Origin of the sequence: Petrotoga sp. 9PWA.NaAc.5.4 (assembly GCF_002895485.1) — a bacterium.
Classification (GTDB): domain Bacteria; phylum Thermotogota; class Thermotogae; order Petrotogales; family Petrotogaceae; genus AZRK01.
Window position 1 is genome coordinate 1 of sequence record NZ_AZRK01000002.1, and the last position, 15,743, is coordinate 15,743.

At 31.5% G+C, this 15,743-nt stretch carries 16 protein-coding genes; 5 read left to right on the forward strand and 11 right to left on the reverse strand.

Going from position 1 to position 15,743, the window contains the following annotated elements; genetic code table 11:
* The first annotated feature begins 272 nt into the window (after window positions 1–272).
* Window positions 273–482 (forward strand): hypothetical protein, encoded by a 210-nt coding sequence (locus X924_RS01435; protein ID WP_121957174.1) that lies wholly within the window; start codon window positions 273–275, stop codon window positions 480–482.
* An 11-nt stretch (window positions 483–493) separates the two neighbouring features.
* On the opposite strand, the gene X924_RS01440 is transcribed toward X924_RS01435, so the two are convergent.
* Window positions 494–1,477: an IS3 family transposase gene (locus tag X924_RS01440; protein WP_255397994.1), complete on the reverse strand. Its 984-nt coding sequence runs from the start codon at window positions 1,475–1,477 to the stop codon at window positions 494–496.
* Window positions 1,474–1,680: a hypothetical protein gene (locus X924_RS01445; protein WP_121957176.1), complete on the reverse strand. Its 207-nt coding sequence runs from the start codon at window positions 1,678–1,680 to the stop codon at window positions 1,474–1,476. Before X924_RS01445 ends, X924_RS01440 begins: the two co-directional genes overlap by 4 nt.
* 273 nt (window positions 1,681–1,953) lie before the next feature.
* Between X924_RS01445 and X924_RS01450 the strand changes: the two genes are divergently transcribed.
* The 3 genes from X924_RS01450 to X924_RS01460 all read left to right on the forward strand — a co-directional run bounded on the left by X924_RS01450 (window position 1,954) and on the right by X924_RS01460 (window position 5,264).
* On the forward strand, window positions 1,954–3,480 hold the full coding sequence (locus tag X924_RS01450; protein ID WP_121957177.1) for a DUF1670 domain-containing protein: 1,527 nt from the start codon (window positions 1,954–1,956) through the stop codon (window positions 3,478–3,480).
* Between the two features lies 1 nt (window position 3,481).
* Complete coding sequence (locus tag X924_RS01455) at window positions 3,482–4,780, forward strand: DUF1670 domain-containing protein (protein ID WP_121957178.1); 1,299 nt, start codon at window positions 3,482–3,484, stop codon at window positions 4,778–4,780.
* Window positions 4,781–4,844: 64 nt separating this feature from the next.
* Window positions 4,845–5,264, forward strand: coding sequence for a group II intron maturase-specific domain-containing protein (locus X924_RS01460; RefSeq protein ID WP_199172613.1), 420 nt, complete (start codon window positions 4,845–4,847; stop codon window positions 5,262–5,264).
* Between the two features lie 68 nt (window positions 5,265–5,332).
* Here X924_RS01460 and X924_RS01465 read toward each other — a convergent pair whose 3' ends face one another.
* The 7 genes from X924_RS01465 to X924_RS01495 form a co-directional block, all read right to left on the reverse strand.
* Window positions 5,333–6,253 (reverse strand): ROK family protein, encoded by a 921-nt coding sequence (locus tag X924_RS01465; protein ID WP_121957179.1) that lies wholly within the window; start codon window positions 6,251–6,253, stop codon window positions 5,333–5,335.
* Window positions 6,234–6,821 carry a glucose-6-phosphate isomerase family protein gene (locus X924_RS01470; RefSeq protein WP_121957180.1) on the reverse strand — a complete coding sequence of 196 codons (588 nt, stop codon included), beginning with the start codon at window positions 6,819–6,821 and terminating at the stop codon, window positions 6,234–6,236. Before X924_RS01470 ends, X924_RS01465 begins: the two co-directional genes overlap by 20 nt.
* Complete coding sequence (locus tag X924_RS01475) at window positions 6,808–7,497, reverse strand: ribulose-phosphate 3-epimerase (RefSeq protein ID WP_121957181.1); 690 nt, start codon at window positions 7,495–7,497, stop codon at window positions 6,808–6,810. The genes X924_RS01470 and X924_RS01475 overlap by 14 nt, the downstream gene beginning before the upstream one ends.
* Before the next feature lie 2 nt (window positions 7,498–7,499).
* Entirely contained in the window at window positions 7,500–8,471 is a 972-nt protein-coding gene (locus X924_RS01480; RefSeq protein ID WP_121957182.1) for an allose ABC transporter, read from the reverse strand.
* Window positions 8,472–8,493: 22 nt separating this feature from the next.
* The gene (locus tag X924_RS01485; protein WP_121957183.1) at window positions 8,494–10,008 is read right to left on the reverse strand and encodes a sugar ABC transporter ATP-binding protein; all 1,515 of its coding nucleotides are present in this window, start codon (window positions 10,006–10,008) and stop codon (window positions 8,494–8,496) included.
* A 390-nt stretch (window positions 10,009–10,398) separates the two neighbouring features.
* Complete coding sequence (locus X924_RS01490) at window positions 10,399–11,328, reverse strand: substrate-binding domain-containing protein (protein ID WP_121957184.1); 930 nt, start codon at window positions 11,326–11,328, stop codon at window positions 10,399–10,401.
* Window positions 11,329–11,446: 118 nt separating this feature from the next.
* Window positions 11,447–12,457 (reverse strand): LacI family DNA-binding transcriptional regulator, encoded by a 1,011-nt coding sequence (locus X924_RS01495; RefSeq protein WP_121957185.1) that lies wholly within the window; start codon window positions 12,455–12,457, stop codon window positions 11,447–11,449.
* 335 nt (window positions 12,458–12,792) lie between these two features.
* Between X924_RS01495 and X924_RS01500 the strand changes: the two genes are divergently transcribed.
* Window positions 12,793–13,962: a DUF401 family protein gene (locus X924_RS01500; RefSeq protein ID WP_121957186.1), complete on the forward strand. Its 1,170-nt coding sequence runs from the start codon at window positions 12,793–12,795 to the stop codon at window positions 13,960–13,962.
* 46 nt (window positions 13,963–14,008) lie between these two features.
* On the opposite strand, the gene fsa is transcribed toward X924_RS01500, so the two are convergent.
* Complete coding sequence (fsa, locus tag X924_RS01505) at window positions 14,009–14,671, reverse strand: fructose-6-phosphate aldolase (protein WP_121957187.1); 663 nt, start codon at window positions 14,669–14,671, stop codon at window positions 14,009–14,011.
* Window positions 14,672–15,010: 339 nt separating this feature from the next.
* The gene (locus tag X924_RS01510; RefSeq protein WP_158245273.1) at window positions 15,011–15,679 is read right to left on the reverse strand and encodes a Crp/Fnr family transcriptional regulator; all 669 of its coding nucleotides are present in this window, start codon (window positions 15,677–15,679) and stop codon (window positions 15,011–15,013) included.
* Between the last annotated feature and the right edge of the window lie 64 nt (window positions 15,680–15,743).

Here is a 15,743-nt window from a genome sequence, read left to right on the forward strand (position 1 = left end):
CCAAAGATAATAACACCGTCCCAAGAGTTTGAGACCAAGCTAAAGATGCAGTGAAACCCTAAGGAGGTAAAACAGTTAGAGCGAAACAAAGCCAAGGGAAAGATTAAAACGCTGATAAACAAAGGAAAAACACACGATGTGATGACACTTTCAATAAAAAAAGAAAAGGCAAAATCGAATCTTTTCAAATATTCATGCCTATTTTAAGAATATTACATTCATGTAACTGTCAAAGTCAGGATTGTATATATATGATGGTTTAAAGAGAAGAGATGTTCGTTAGAACTAACAAATCAGGCAACAACAGGTATATGAATATAGTTGAAAGTTACCGGGAAAAAGGAAGTGTAAAGCAAAGGGTACTGTGGAGTCTAGGAAAGTATGAAGAAAAGAGGTACAAAGAGATAAAAGAAAATATCAAAGAGTGGGAAAAGATAGAAGGAGCAGACGAATCGGCCTCACCCCCTGTTATTGGAGAATAAATAAAGAAATCTTACTTTTTCACAAAAATGGTTTTGGAATTAAAACAATTATTATCATCAGAAAAGATTCTACTAAATTCACTCGGTGTCATATAATTCAAAGAACCATGTGGTCTTAAGTTATGATAAAAGAACATATATGCGTTGTAAGCTTGAAAAACATCTTCAATATTTTCAAAAGAATTCAGTTGAACAAACTCTCTTTCAAGGCTTGAATGGTGTGATTCAATGAATGCTTGTGAATTAGGATTGTTCTTGTATCCAAACTCATGAGTTATTTCCATTTCATCCATAAATGATTTAGTTGCTTTTGATTTGAATTGAGGGCCATTGTCTGTTCTTATTATGAGTTTTTTAGGGTCAGCTTTTCTGTATGAAATACCGTTGTAAACAGCTTTGATAAAATCTTTTGATTTACTTGAGTGTCCTATCTGTGAAGAAACTATCGTCTTATCAAAAGCATCAATAATATCCAGTATGGGAACAAAGCCATCTTTCGTTGTAGGAATAAATTTAATGTCTCCTTCCCAGAATCTATTGGGAGCATCTATTTCATGATTATTTGGCCTTTTCTTTGGATGTTTGAAATGGTTTCTGTAAGCTCTAACAAAGCCTAGTTCTTTTCTTAATCTGTAAATCTTTTTGTGGTTAACAATTATTCCAAGTTGGTTCTTAAAGACTACAGATAACTTCTTATCTCCAAGAGATTTAAAGTAAAAAGTTGGATCGTTTGGATTATTATTAGAATAAATTGAAATTATAATCTTTTTAATACGTTCATCCTCAACAATTTGACCATTGATAGTATAAGAGAACCCTACGAATCTTTTTTGTTTTGGTTTAGCCTTGATAGTCTCAACAACAAAGAACAACCTTGTTTTGAAGTAAAAAGAGCTTGAACTCATATGAAAATAATCCAGAAGATAACTCAGGCAAACACCATAATTTTTGTATTTAATAATAAGAATCAATTTACCAATATCTGTATAATTCACTTGTGGTTCATATTTTTTTTTAAAAGTTCTACTTCATCTTGCACTATTCTTAACTGTAATTCTTTTTCAAGAAGTATCTTTTCATAATAATTGAGTTTCCTTTTAAGATAAGCAGAATCATTAGAATTGTTGGAATCATCAGACCTAATTATTCCGGCTGATTCATAAATGATCGGAGGAATCTTTGAGTAATCAGAAATCATAGACTTAGTTCTTCCTTTTTTGGTTTTAAACACAGAATCATCATAATTAGATTTTTTGTACTTTTGAACCCATTTTCTTTTTCATATTCTCACCCCTTATTTTATTTTACCATTTCTTTCATTTTTCTCCAATCTCTATGAGGGGTGATTATGCGAATTGATAGACGAGATATGTGAAGTCAGAGGTCCTCTTCAAGGGAAAGGATACCTCATATCGAGATATAGATGAGTGTATGGTATAATCGATTTATCCAAATTTGAGGAGGGCTAACTATGGGGGGAAGTAAAGAGTACAGGCAAAAGCTCAAATACCAGGTTAGTTGTGCCGAGAATAAGACGCTTGAGAACCAAATAAGGGGAGAGTTGAGGGGAAATTTAGGATTAAGTGAGATAGAGTCTGAGTTATTATCGAAGATACTGGTTGAATACGTATCGCAAGATGTAGAAATCCGCAATCCTAACCAAATAATAATAAAAGGTGCAGAAACGAAAGAGTCGTTTGCAAGAGGTTATCTAACCAAAAAAGGTAAAAGGATAAAAGTCACACCGTTTCATATAGACGATTTAGAAGTAGAGATAGAGTTTGGAATAAGTGCTATGCAGTTGAACAGGATAATAAGGCTGATAGAAGAAAGTGAAAAACAAGACTCGCTAATCTCATCAAAACAGATAAGTTATATATTAAACATAACCCCAACATCTCTGAGGGGGAGACTCCAAAAGTTGAGAAGTATGGGATTGTGCGTTCCGACAAGGGGGTTAAGTGCAAAAGAAAGGGAGAAAAAAGGGATGTACTGTTCGACGTGGTTACTAAAGAGGTACTTCTCGAAAAAAGATACAATAAAAGCAAGAAAAGAAGTGGGTATGTCAGATACAAAATTCAAAGAAATACTCGCTGAATTTGCAACGGTAGTTAAAAAGGGACAGCTTAGAAATGACGAAGAAAAAAAACAATGGATTGAAGTAGCAAAAGAGATACCGAAAAAGGATATAAAAAGGTTCGTCTCCAAATATCCTGATTACGAAGAAAAACCCAATGATATTCAAAGTTTAAAAAAAGTACTGACACAAGATTTCAACTTCTCGCCGATAAAGACAAGAGCGGTAGTTGAATTGGTAGAAGAGATAAAAGAAAAGTTGAAAAACCAAAGGAAAGATAACCAAGTAATCTACTGGGCGGTAGCGGCAGGGGAACCTGCAGGTAAAGCACTAAAAGAATGCAAACTCATAGGTGTAACGATAGATTACATAAACGACGAAGAGATGGGAGAAACGGAAAACAACCGTGATTTGAACAGGTTACGAGAAATAAAATTTGAAAGGATATTGAGGTACACTATCCAAGCCAAAAAAAGCGGAGGATACCTAACGTATGCAGACTTATCTTATCTAATGGGGATAAACGTTGAATCTTTAAGAAGGATGGTCAAATCCAATCCCAAGATAGTGATTCCATTGAGGGGAAGCGAATGTGACATAGGTCGAGGGATCGCACACAAAAAAGAAATAATAAGTCTGTACATGCAAATGTATACAGAAACAGAGATAGTGAACAAGACGGGACATTCCTACGAAGCGATAGAAGATTACATAAAAGAGTTTGCAACGGTATGGATGCTGACGAAAAAAGGGATGCCACCAGCGATGATAAGGAAAATAACGAAACGATCAAAAAAACTAATAGACAGTTACATAGAATTGATAAATCGGTATGCGGCTCCCGAATACGCCTTTAGATACCACCATTTAGAACAGATATTTTACCGAAACCAGGGGGATAAAAAAAAAGGAAGTCTTTAAGATGGTTAACAGGCGAGAGATATATGGACCTTTAGAAGAAAGAACGGTTGAAAATTACCAGGTACAGTATCTGGCAAGGAGATACGATTTCGGAAAAGAATCACGGATAGCCACCATGTTAGTTAAACGGATAAACGAAGAGATAACCAAGGCGGAAAAAGCGGTAGGAATAAGTAGGGTTAAACCTTTTGAGATGTATCTTAAAAAAGGAAAAAAACAAATCACGTTACCTCTTTTCAAACCCAGTTATCTAGAACCTATATACGAAGGAGAAACCTTCAACGATTGTAGAAGGTTGATTGAGAAGGAAATCATGGAAAAGACCGAAGAAATCGATGTGGCGGTAAGTAAAGAAGAGATGATGAGGATAATTAACCCATGGAGTTATGCGAAGAGAAGCGGACCAACAACGTACACGGAAGGGTTGAAAAAACAACCGAACAATTTTGATGAAACGGATAGTAAAAGATGGGACGAGTTCATACGTAAAATCAATCCAAAACAACCGAAAGAAAGAATGGAGACACCTGACATATCGGCACCTGAAAGAGTGAATCAAAGGTTAATCAAAATGGTGAGTGAAGAAACGGGGCTAGGTAAAAACGTGTCCAAACATCTAGTTGAAGATGTGATTCTGTTACGTAACCTGTGTTGTCCAAGAACGGAAAGTCTGAAAAGTGGTGAGATGGTATTACTGGTAACGCATGTCAGGGCGTACCTATCCCAAGAGGTTGCGACACGATTTAGAAGGTTAGCCCCCGTGGTAATAACCGTATTAACACAGGAAGAGATGAAAAGGATACCTACAAACGTCCCCGAAGCTTTGAACCTTTTAAAAAAGCGAATAATACGGGTATGTTTTGAGGCTTACAAACAGAATGGACTGTTGACGATGATGGAACTGCAATGGATATTTCAAATAAGTTCAACAAGGATATCAGAACTGATACGAACATTCCAAAACGAACACAACATAGTGGTACCGACACCAGGTACGATATTAGATGCGGGAAGAAGCATGACTCACAAAGATATCATAGTCAGGTTACATTTGGAAGGTTACTCGGTGAAGGAGATAGCAAGGATAACACATCACTCACCGAAAGCGGTGGATAACTATGTAGGAACGTTTGAATCGGTGCTGATACTGTATCTGTACAACATACCGACACATTTGATGGCCAGGAGTTTAGAAAAGGGAGTAACCTTGATCAAAGAGTACCTGAAATTGATAGAAGAGTATTACCGAGACAAAACAGAGATTCGAAAATATCTGATAGCACAGGGGGTGAGGTTTTAAACTATCGTATGTTGGTTGAATAAGAAAATATCTTGGGTTTTCTTTCTACCAAAAGTAAGATGGGATTGGAGTAAGAGTCCACCCCAAATCCGTTGCCAAATTCAAGCAGAAACTCAAGCAAATAACCGGTAGAAGCAATGCTATGAGTATAAGCCAGAAAATGGAAAAGTTAAAACAAATCATTGTAGGATGGGTAAATTACTTTGGCATTGCGGATATGGGCAGAATTGCCAAAACATTGGATATGTGGGTAAGAAGAAGGGTACGGATGTGCTTTTGGAAACAGTGGAAAAGAATCAAAACAAAACACGATAACCTTGTATCCCTTGGCATACCGAACCCAAAGGCTTGGGAATATGCCAACACAAGGAAGAGCTACTGGCGAATTGCAGGTAGCCCAATCCTTGCGAAGGCCCTTACCAATAAATATCTTAAGAAATCAGGACTGCCATCAATCAGCCTACAATATTCATCAGTCCATTAACTCTATTGAACCGCCGTATACCGAACGGTACGTACGGTGGTGTTATGGGAGTAAAGTAGATGAATTAATTATTTACCTTCTATCTGATTAAAAAGTTCGTCTTTAAAATAAACATATCCTCCAATAAGATTCTCTCGGTAAGTCAATTCAGCTTTTCTAAACTTAATTCTTTCATAAGGTAAAGGTTTTCTTATTTTTTGCATAGTTTTTTCTAAAAGCTCGTTCCATGGAAAACCGTTTGCTTGAGATACCCCACCTCCAATTAATACTACTTCTGGATCTATAATATTAACAAATGTTGAAATACTAAAACTAAGAGCTTCTATAAATGAATCAACTTCTTTTTTCCAATTCTCATCAAAAAAAGTAAAATAATTATCCTGAGAAAGATTCTTATTAAATTTTTCTTTAAACATTTTTGCTCGCTTTTCCAAACTTTTTCCAGAGGCATAAAGTTCTACACAGTCTATATTTCCACATTCACAAATTTCTTTTTGACCTTTAGGATAATAAATATGTCCCAATTCAGAAGCAACTCCGTGACTTCCTAAAAAAATTTTACCGTTGATTAGTAAGCTTGCTCCTAATCCTGTGCCTATAAATATTCCTAATACATTCCTTATATCTTTAACTGCCCCTAAGGCATGTTCAGCTAAAATACTAAAATTTACATCTCTACTTACTAATGTGGGGAAACCTGTTTTTTGATAAATTAATTCTGATAAATTTATGTTATTAAGAACTTTTAAATTTGGACAAGATATTATTTTATTGCTTTGATAATCTATAGTTCCGGGTATACCTATAGCAATGCCTTTTAAATCTGCGTTTTCAAAAGATAAATCGCGGATAACATTAACTACAAAACTTAAAATATTTGAGTAAACATTTTTAGTTGCTATGATATTAAAATTTTGAACTTCATGTTTTTCAGTGACGATACCATAAGCAATTTTTGTGCCACCAATGTCAAAGATAATTACTGACATTAATAGATCCTCCTATAAGTTCATATTTGTCACTATTATCTTTTTTTAAGACTTTTGTTGAAAATCCACCTTCTTGTAAAACTTTTTGGTAGTTAAAACCGGCATCTATCGGATAAACAGATAAAAATTTTAAAGTTTCATTTTTAATATTTACTACTCTATGAGCGAAATTAGGTTTAATATGAACAATACTACCAGCATAAAAATTATAAATTTCTTCTTTTTCATTATCTTTAAGTAATAATAAACCTTCTCCCTTTATACAAATATAATATTCGGCATAATTATTTTGATGATAATGTCCTTGAGTAAAATAAAATTCTTTTCCTATTGTGCCTGGAAAAATTGTTGTCATGCTAAAAACCAAATCACCTGGTTTTTTTTCAGGTTCAAATTTTTCAACTTTATATAAGATAGGGTCTTTATTTTGCTTTAGAATAAAAGAAACTGTCTTTTGATCTAAAAAATGTTCCTTTATTTCACTCATTTTCTTTATGTATATATCAGTTGGGGCTTCTAATTGCAAATATTTCCAATCAAAAAAAGAAAAAAAATTATTTAGCTCCATAGTTATTTTTCACCTCTGGTATATTAGTTATTTTATAAAAAGTGGCTTTTAAACCTTCAGGATTACCAAATAATCCAGAATTACCTAAGATTAAGATATCAGGCAAATGTTTCATTATTGTTGGGAGTGTTTTAAGATTTACAGAACCATCAATCATTATGGAATAACTATAATTATTCTTTTCTTTTACATTTCTTAAAAAATCAATTTTTTTCAAAGTTTCTGGAATAAACTGTTGGCCAGCAAAGCCGGGGTCTACAGTCATAATGGTTATAAAATCTAATCTTCCTAAAATAAGTTCTATTAATGTAATAGGAGTTAAAGGAGAAAGAGCAATTCCAGCTTTAATATTATTATTATGAATTAGTTCTACAATTCTAAAAGCTTCATTAATAGTATTTTCAACGTGAAATGTAATTGAATCTACTTGATAATTTTTAAGAATATTTATAAATTTTGAGGGATTTTCTATCATAAGATGAACATCTATAGGCAAAGTACTTATCTTGGTAATATCTTTGATCATATCAAAGCCTAAAGTAATGTTAGGTACAAATTTCCCATCCATAATGTCATAATGTAAGCGATTTATTCCTATTTCTTCTATCTCTTTTAGTTGATTACTCAAATTAGAAAAATCCATGCACATAACTGAAGCAGAAAAAAGTAAAGACATTATTATTCACCTCTTCTTATTAAAACTTTATTCGCATAAACAGTAGATACAATTATTAAGCCTGTAAGAATTTGTTGATAAAATGTAGGAACATTAAAAATATTTAAAGCGTTATTTATAACTCCAATAACTAACGCTCCTAGTAAAGTTCCTACTACATTTCCCACTCCTCCAAAAAAGCTTGTACCTCCTATAACGGTAGAAGCAATGGCAAATAATTCATATCCTGATCCCGAAAGAGGTTCTGCAGCCCCAACCCTTGCTATCATTGCTAATCCAGCTATTCCACTTAAAAGACCAGATAGCGTAAAAGCTAAAATTGTAGTTAACTTAATTCGCGTTCCACTTAACCAAGCCGCTTCTTTATTTCCGCCTAAAGCATAAATATTTCGAGCCCAAGTTGTATACTTTGTAAATACAGCAAATATAAGGGCTGTTACAGCTACTATAATTAAAATATTTGGGATTCCATAAAAAGATCCCGAAAAAATCAAGTTATATTCATAGGGATAATTAAAAATGGGTCTAGCATCCGTTAGAACTAACGTTAATCCTCTATAAATATTCATTGTTCCTAATGTGATTATAAAAGGGTGTAAACCAGTAAGGGCAACTAATAAACCATTTATAGCACCCAATAAAGCTCCAACAAATATTCCAATAATTATAGATAGCCATATAGGTATACCTGTTACCATTAGCTTTGCTGTAACTACACCTGTTAGAGCTAAAATTGAACCTACTGATAAATCTATTCCTGCAGTTAATATTGCAAATAACTCACCCATACCTATAAGCATAAAAATTGACGATTGAACTATTATTTGTGTTAAGTTACTCCAAGTGAAAAAAAATGGTGACATTAATGAAAATAATATAATTAAAAATAAAAGAATGCTTAAAGTTCCAAATTTTTCCCAAAATTTGGAAAAGTCAAAGATTTTTGTTTCTTGCTCTTTTTTTGAACTTTCCATTTTTTTCCCTCCATGTTAGATTTTATGCAGTAGCACTTTTTAAAATGTCCTCCTCAGTGACTTCGTTAAGATTAAAGGTGGAAATAGTTTTTCCAGATTTAAATATTGTTACTCTATCACATAGCATCATAATTTCTGGCAATTCAGAAGAAATTAGAATAACTGTTATACCCGAATTAGCTAAATCAAAAATAAACCTATATATTTCTTCTTTTGCGCCTACATCTATTCCTTTAGTAGGCTCATCAAGAATTAATAATTTTGGATGAGATAAAAAATATTTACTGATGACAACTTTTTGTTGATTTCCTCCACTTAATTCTCTAACTCCAGATGATACAGAAGGTATTTTAATTTCAAACTTTTTTATCGCTTCATTTGCTAAACTTTTTTCTAAGTTAAAATCAATAAATTTTCTATCTTCTTTATTGAATTTAACTAAAGAGATATTACTTTTAAAATCAAAAGTGAATATTAGCCCTTCTTCTCTTCTGTTTTCAGTTGCATATGCTATTCCATTTTTTAAAGCAGAATAAGGAGATCTAAATCTCACTTCCTTGTCTTCAAAAATTATCTTTCCTGATTTTAAGTCATTAATTCCTAAGACAGACTTTATTGTCTCTGTTCTTCCAGATCCTATTACACCAAAGAATCCATGAATCTCTCCTTTCCTAACTTCTAAAGAAATGTTTTTAAGATCTTTTTTATTACTTATATTTTCGAATTTTAATAAAATTTTTTTATCTTTAAAGTGAGGTCTACTATTTTTTATTTTTTGAAGTTCTTCAGGGTTAGAATACTTAAAATTTAATGTTTTTCCGACCATACTTGAGATGATTTTTTCAACAGATGCTTCTTCCTTTTTCATTTGATTAGTAATCCTACCATCTTTTAAGACAGTAATTCTATCTGAAATTTCTAATACTTCATTTATTTTATGAGATATGTAAACTATAGAGACTTGTTTAGTTTTTAGTTTTGATATTATTTCGAAAAGTTTCCATATTTCATTTTCACTTAAAGAAGAAGTCGGTTCGTCTAACAAAATAACTTTAGAATTGTAATAGACAGCCCTTGCAATTTCTAATAATTGCTTTTTCCCTATTGGTAAACGGCCAACTTTTTCTTCAATATTAATTTCAATATTTAAATCTTTTAAAAACTGTGAAATATCACGTTTCATCTTTTTCCAATTCAAAAATCCATTACTTAAAGTTATTTGCGGGTAATAAAAACTTTCTACCACAGATTGAGTGTTGATAAGGCTTAATTCTTGATGAACAACTGATATACCTAATTCTTTAGCTTTTATAGGATTTAAATGATCAACTTTTTGGCCACTTATGTAAATTTCTCCGGAAGTAGGTTGATAAACACCGCTAATTATTTTTATAAGGGTAGACTTGCCGGAACCATTTTCTCCAACCAACGAATGAATTTCACCTTCTCTAATATCAAAATTAACATTATTTAAGGCCGTTACACCTGGGAATATTTTTGTAATATTAACTGCTTTCAAAATTATATTATTTCCCATAAAAGTCCTCCTAAATCATTATTGTCACTATCTTTATCTTTAAAAATTTTAAATCGAGGTTTTATTAATATTTTAGTTTTAAATTTTTTTTAAAATACTTCTTAACTCGAATTTTAGTCATTTTTATCCTCTATTTTACTTTTTTAACTTCAAGTTAGTCTCTGTTTTATTCGTTTCTAAAGTAGGTGTCTAATTTTGATTAACTGTGTTTTTTTGTAATGTATTTGATACTTGTAGTCATGAAAAAAAGTACACTTCATCTCAGAATCAATATAAATCATAGATTTTCAAAATTTTCTTCTCTAAAGAGATATCTTAGTATAATAAATAATATTTTATTTTTATCTTATTCAATGGGAGATTGAAACCTCCCATTGAAAGAATAAAAAATTATTTTGTAATTAATTGCGCTGGAACTTCTCCATCCATAGCATTTAGAGTAAATATAGCTGTTCTCAACGTAGCAATGCCAATCCCTGCAGGATCTTGAGCTATAGTTGCACTTATTCTTCCATTTTTAACTGCTTCTACTGCTTCTGGGATTCCATCAGTTCCAACAACATGAATTTTTCCGCTTTTTCCTGAATTAATCACAGCTTGGGAAGCTCCTAAAGCCATAGTATCATTGCATGCATATATAGCTTTTAAATTGGGAAAGGCTGTTAGCATATTTGTTGCAACATCTAAAGCTTTTAGCCTATCCCAATTAGCCGGTTGTACAGAAACAACTTTAATATTCGGATAATTTTTTATACCATCTAAAAACCCATTTTTTCTGTTTTCGCTGGATACTTCTCCTGATATTCCCTCTATTACAGCTACTTCACCGTCTTTTATTAAATTTGCTATGTATTCCGCAGCCATTTTTCCCACGTTATAATTATTAGTCGAAACAAAGCCAACAATATTTCCACCTGCTTCATTTAGTTTTTTGGTATCTATTGCTGCATCTAAATTAGCAACTACAATACCCTTTTTATTTGCTTTAACGATAGCTGGAATAAGGTTAGTAGGAGTTATAGGAGCAAAAAGTATTGCATCATAATCTTTTTGAACGATAGATTCCATAATAGCTAATTGACCAGCAATGTCACTCTCAGTTTGAGCAGCATAAACATCAAGCGTAATCCCTTGCCTTTCAGCTTCTTCCATAAGGCCATCTCTCATACTAACCCAAAATGGATTTTGTAAAGTTTTCAACAGAGCAGCAATTTTGTATGGTTTTTCTGCTACAACAGTTTCGGTTCCTTCTAAAGCATTCCATGCAAATAGGGAAAAACTAATCGTTAGTAACACTATCATTAAAACAGTTTTTTTCATTTTACATTCCTCCTCGTATAATAGTAATACTCAGTTTAGAAATTCCAAGACATACAATTTAACTTACTTCTTAAAATCTAAAAACTACACAACGCACATATTACCACCTCCACTTATTTTAAGAGCTCATTCTTTCTACCACTTTGACCGATAAAAAAATTTTATTTTTTATTAATTTTTCCCCTTTTAACATACTAAAAACGAAGTCAAAAGCAATTTTTCCCATTCCAAATTTATCTTGACGAATAGTGCTTAATTCTGGATCAACAAACCTGTCTTCTTTAATATCATCATATCCTAACAGCGATATTTCCTGGCCTATTTTTATATATTTTTTAATTTTTTTAAGAATTCCTAAAGCAAGAAGATCACTTAAAGCAAATATTGCGTCATATTTATCAATGTTTTTTAAAATGAGAGTACCTGCATATTCACCTGCATTAATCGAAACTTTTGAAAGCTCATAGGTATCCATAGTTACTTTTTCATGAGGATTTAGTCTATTATATTCTTCACAAGCTTTTTTACAACCTTCTAATCTTTTTGGAATATTAGTGAATTTTAGTGGGCCATGAACAACTAATATATTTTTTCTTCTTTTTGAAATTAAATATTTTAACCCTATATAACCTCCTTTTTCATTATCACTAGTAATTTGAGGAAATGAATCATCACTAATCAATCTATCAACAAAAATTGTGGGGATATTTAACTCATTTAAATATTTTGGAAATGTTGAAGTAGTAACTATTATTAATCCATCAACTTTACGACTTAAAAATCCTTGAATAATTTCATTTTCCATATCGTCATTTTCAAGAGAATTACCTATAAAAATCGTATAATTATTTTTATGAGCTTTTATTTGAACTCCTTTTACTAGCTCAGAAAAAAAAGAGTTGGTAATATCTGGGATTACCATTCCAATTGTATTTGTTTTTTTTAGTCTCAAACTTCTTGCAACTACATTAGGACGAAAGTTAAGTTTGTTAACAACATCATAAATAATTTGTTTAGTAGCCTCCGAAACTTTTTCAGGATGATTAAAAACCCTAGAGACGGTACTTTTGGAAACACCCGCTAATTTTGCTATTTCATCATATCGAACTTTAAATTCATTGTTCTTCAATTTTATTTCTCCTTGTATTCGATTTCATAAAAAAATTTATGATTTTTACTAAATTATATTAATTTAAATAAAATCGATTGCATACTTTTTTATTCGATTATAGCATAAGTTTTCCAAAATGCAAAATATAGAAAATAATAGATTAAATTAGAAATTTCAAATTAAATGACTTTAATCGTTAATAATCGGAAATAATAAAGAATATTTAAAAAATAATTTTCATATGAACTTAGATAGAGTATAATTTTATTTAAGGTTAATAATGATATAATAAATACTAAACGATAAGTAAGGAAGACTAACTTTTATTATAACTATATTTTAGAGGTGTTAAAGTGGCTGTTGTAGCTATTTTTTCTGGATTAATTAGTATGGTAATATCTATAAAATTGATTAAAAAAGTGCATTGGGCTATATTAATAGCTACCATAGTTACTGCCTTAGTTTCTTTGAATTTAGAATATATTGGAAAAAGTTTTTTGCAAACTTTAACTCAAAAAGATTTTTATGAAATAATTATCGTAATATACGGAATTTATTTACTATCAGATACAATGAAAGCAAGCGGAAATTCTCAAAGTTTTGCAAATAGTATAAAATACTTGTTTACTCCTAAGCAAGCAATTGGATTAATGCCTATGTTATTAGGCTTACTACCAACGCCTGGTGGAGCCATGTTTACTGCACCTATGGTTAAAGATATTGCAGATGAAAATAATTTAAATAGAATAGAAGTTACTGCTATGAATTATTGGTTCAGACGTAGTATGGAGTTTTTTTGGATATTATATCCTGCTTTATTGTTAGAAAGTGCTTTGACTGGAATAACGTTAACAAAATTATTGATAATTCAATTACCAATAGGATTGTTTGCAATAATTGGAGGATGGATTTATTTCAAAAATGGAAAGATAAGATGGAAGAGCGACAAAACGTTGTGGAAGCAAGCTATTAAATCAGTCTTCCCTATTTTGATAATCATAGTAGGAGTCATTATTTCTATTCCTGGCTGGTTTGTAGTGCTATTAGTATCTACACTTTATTGTGTTTATCATAAAAATTATAAAGATTTTCTAAATATAAGATGGGAAACGATCGCTTTACTTTTGTTTGTGTTTTGGTACAAAAATTTTATATCTGCTTCTAATTTGTCTAACGATTTCGTTGATAACCTAACAGCCTTCGGTGTAAGCCCTTGGTGGATTATAATATTATCTCCAATAGTTATTGGCTTGATTACCGGAATAACTCAGGCAGGATTTGCCGTAACTATGCCTATTGCTTTGTCTTTTGTTGAAGCAGGCATTATTCCTTTAATGCCTGTTGCAATTACAACTTATTTCTTTTCCGTGGTAGGTGTTTTGATTTCCCCCGTTCATTTATGCCTTTTACTTACTTCAAAATACTTTGGTGTCACTATTTTCTCAGTAATTAAAAAAATAATGATTCCAATTATTTTTTCTTTAGTAGGATATTTAGTTGTTACCTTGTTTTTAATACTTTAGAAAATAATAAAACAAAAAAGCCCGCGTTGAGTTGCGAGCTTTAATTTTATTTTTTATTAGCCATGTAATCTTGATATTTTTTCCAATCTTGTAAAAATCTTTCAAGTCCTATATCTGTCATAGGATGTTTGAACATCTTTTCCAATACATCAAACGGCATTGTTACTACATGTGCTCCGATCAACCCTGCTTCTAAAACGTGTTGAGGATGCCTTACACTTGCAACTATTACTTTAGTGTTGTATCCATAATTGTCAAAAATTTCCATTATTTCCCCAACTATTGTCATGCCAGTGTTGCCTATATCATCCATTCTTCCGATAAATGGACTAACGTATGTTGCTCCTGCTTTCGCTGCAAGTAATGCTTGTAAAGGGCTAAAAACGAGAGTCGCATTTGTTTGTATTCCTTTTTTTGATAGTGTTTTGATTGCCTTTATTCCATCAGGAATCAGAGGTATTTTTACAACAACAAATTCACTTAATTTTGCTAATGCTTCGGCTTCTTTTACCATTCCTTCATATTTAGTAGATACAACTTCAGCACTTACAGGTCCTTGAACTACTTCACAAATTTCTTTTATTCTTTCTTCGAAAATTGCGTTTTCTTTTGAAACTAAGGTAGGATTTGTTGTAACTCCATCTACTATTCCCCAATCTACTCCTTTTCTAATTTCTTCAATATTCGCTGTGTCTAAAAAGATCTCCATCTATTTAACCTCCTTCAATACTTTTTATTTTACTCACTTTAGAAATTCTAAAATTTTTCCTAATTCTAATCCTTACTAACTCGGAATTTTTTTAACTTTTTTGGTACTTGTAGCCAAGGAAGGGGAGAGGGCTGTGCCTTGGACCCATTTTAAATTCAAATGCTTATTTCTAAAAAATTATAATTTCTAAAGTCCACATTTAACTCTTTTAACTTTTTTAGGTACTTGTAGCCAAGAAAGGGGGAGAGGGTTGTGCCCTGAACCCATTTTAAATTCAAAAGATTATTTTCAGAAAGTTTCATTTTTTAAAATACCTGTGCTTTCTAATTCTTTATTATATCATATTGGTTTCTTTAAATTATTTAAAATCACTTTATCTCCTTTCTTTTCAAATAAACCTTCCTTTTGCATTTCTGAAATAACTCTTGATAAAGAAGGTCTAGCTACGCCAAACAAACTGGCAAGTTCATCCATTGTGAGAGGAATTGTAATCTCTTTAGGTTTATTTTGTTTATTATATAAATTTAAAAGATACATTGTGATTTTTTCCCTTATAGTATGAAAAGAAGTTATTCGTAATTTTTCCGTTACATAATTGAATTTTTCTCCAACGTCTTCTAAAAAAGACAATAAAAAATCAGAGTTTTCTTTGAAAGATTTAATCAAATATTTCTTTTCAATATAAATTAAAATTACATTGGTGGCTGCTATTACATCTACGGGTAAGTAATTTTCTTTTGCAAAAAGTAAAGCAGAGGCTAAGATATCAGGTGCTTTTACTCTTTCAATTTCTAAAGATTTTCCATTAAAATCGATCATTTCTGTAATCACTTCACCATTGACCAATATCATAAACTCTTCTACCCTTTCTCCAGAATTTCTTATTAAAGTTCCTTTTGAATATTCTTTTACCGAATAAGGTATATTATCAAATATTTTAAGTAATTCACCTTTAGTAAAATTTGAAAAAATATTTATTTTACTTATTTTATCGATGACTCTGTCCATATTTCTTGCCTCCCTAAAATTCCTAATGAATATGTGTAACATATGTTACTGAAAAAAGCATTCA

Excerpts from the sequence above, each read along its gene's own strand:
- X924_RS01445 (WP_121957176.1), bottom strand. The coding sequence starts at position 1,680 with ATGATTTCTGATTACTCAAAGATTCCTCCGATCATTTATGAATCAGCC.
- X924_RS01465 (WP_121957179.1), bottom strand. The coding sequence starts at position 6,253 with ATGTCAGTAATTATCTTTGACATTGGTGGCACAAAAATTGCTTATGGT.
- X924_RS01480 (WP_121957182.1), bottom strand. The coding sequence starts at position 8,471 with ATGGAAAGTTCAAAAAAAGAGCAAGAAACAAAAATCTTTGACTTTTCC.
- X924_RS01510 (WP_158245273.1), bottom strand. The coding sequence starts at position 15,679 with ATGGACAGAGTCATCGATAAAATAAGTAAAATAAATATTTTTTCAAAT.
- X924_RS01450 (WP_121957177.1), top strand. The coding sequence starts at position 1,954 with ATGGGGGGAAGTAAAGAGTACAGGCAAAAGCTCAAATACCAGGTTAGT.
- X924_RS01485 (WP_121957183.1), bottom strand. The coding sequence starts at position 10,008 with ATGGGAAATAATATAATTTTGAAAGCAGTTAATATTACAAAAATATTC.
- X924_RS01435 (WP_121957174.1), top strand. The coding sequence starts at position 273 with ATGTTCGTTAGAACTAACAAATCAGGCAACAACAGGTATATGAATATA.
- fsa (WP_121957187.1), bottom strand. The coding sequence starts at position 14,671 with ATGGAGATCTTTTTAGACACAGCGAATATTGAAGAAATTAGAAAAGGA.
- X924_RS01475 (WP_121957181.1), bottom strand. The coding sequence starts at position 7,497 with ATGTCTTTACTTTTTTCTGCTTCAGTTATGTGCATGGATTTTTCTAAT.
- X924_RS01455 (WP_121957178.1), top strand. The coding sequence starts at position 3,482 with ATGGTTAACAGGCGAGAGATATATGGACCTTTAGAAGAAAGAACGGTT.
- X924_RS01490 (WP_121957184.1), bottom strand. The coding sequence starts at position 11,328 with ATGAAAAAAACTGTTTTAATGATAGTGTTACTAACGATTAGTTTTTCC.
- X924_RS01470 (WP_121957180.1), bottom strand. The coding sequence starts at position 6,821 with ATGGAGCTAAATAATTTTTTTTCTTTTTTTGATTGGAAATATTTGCAA.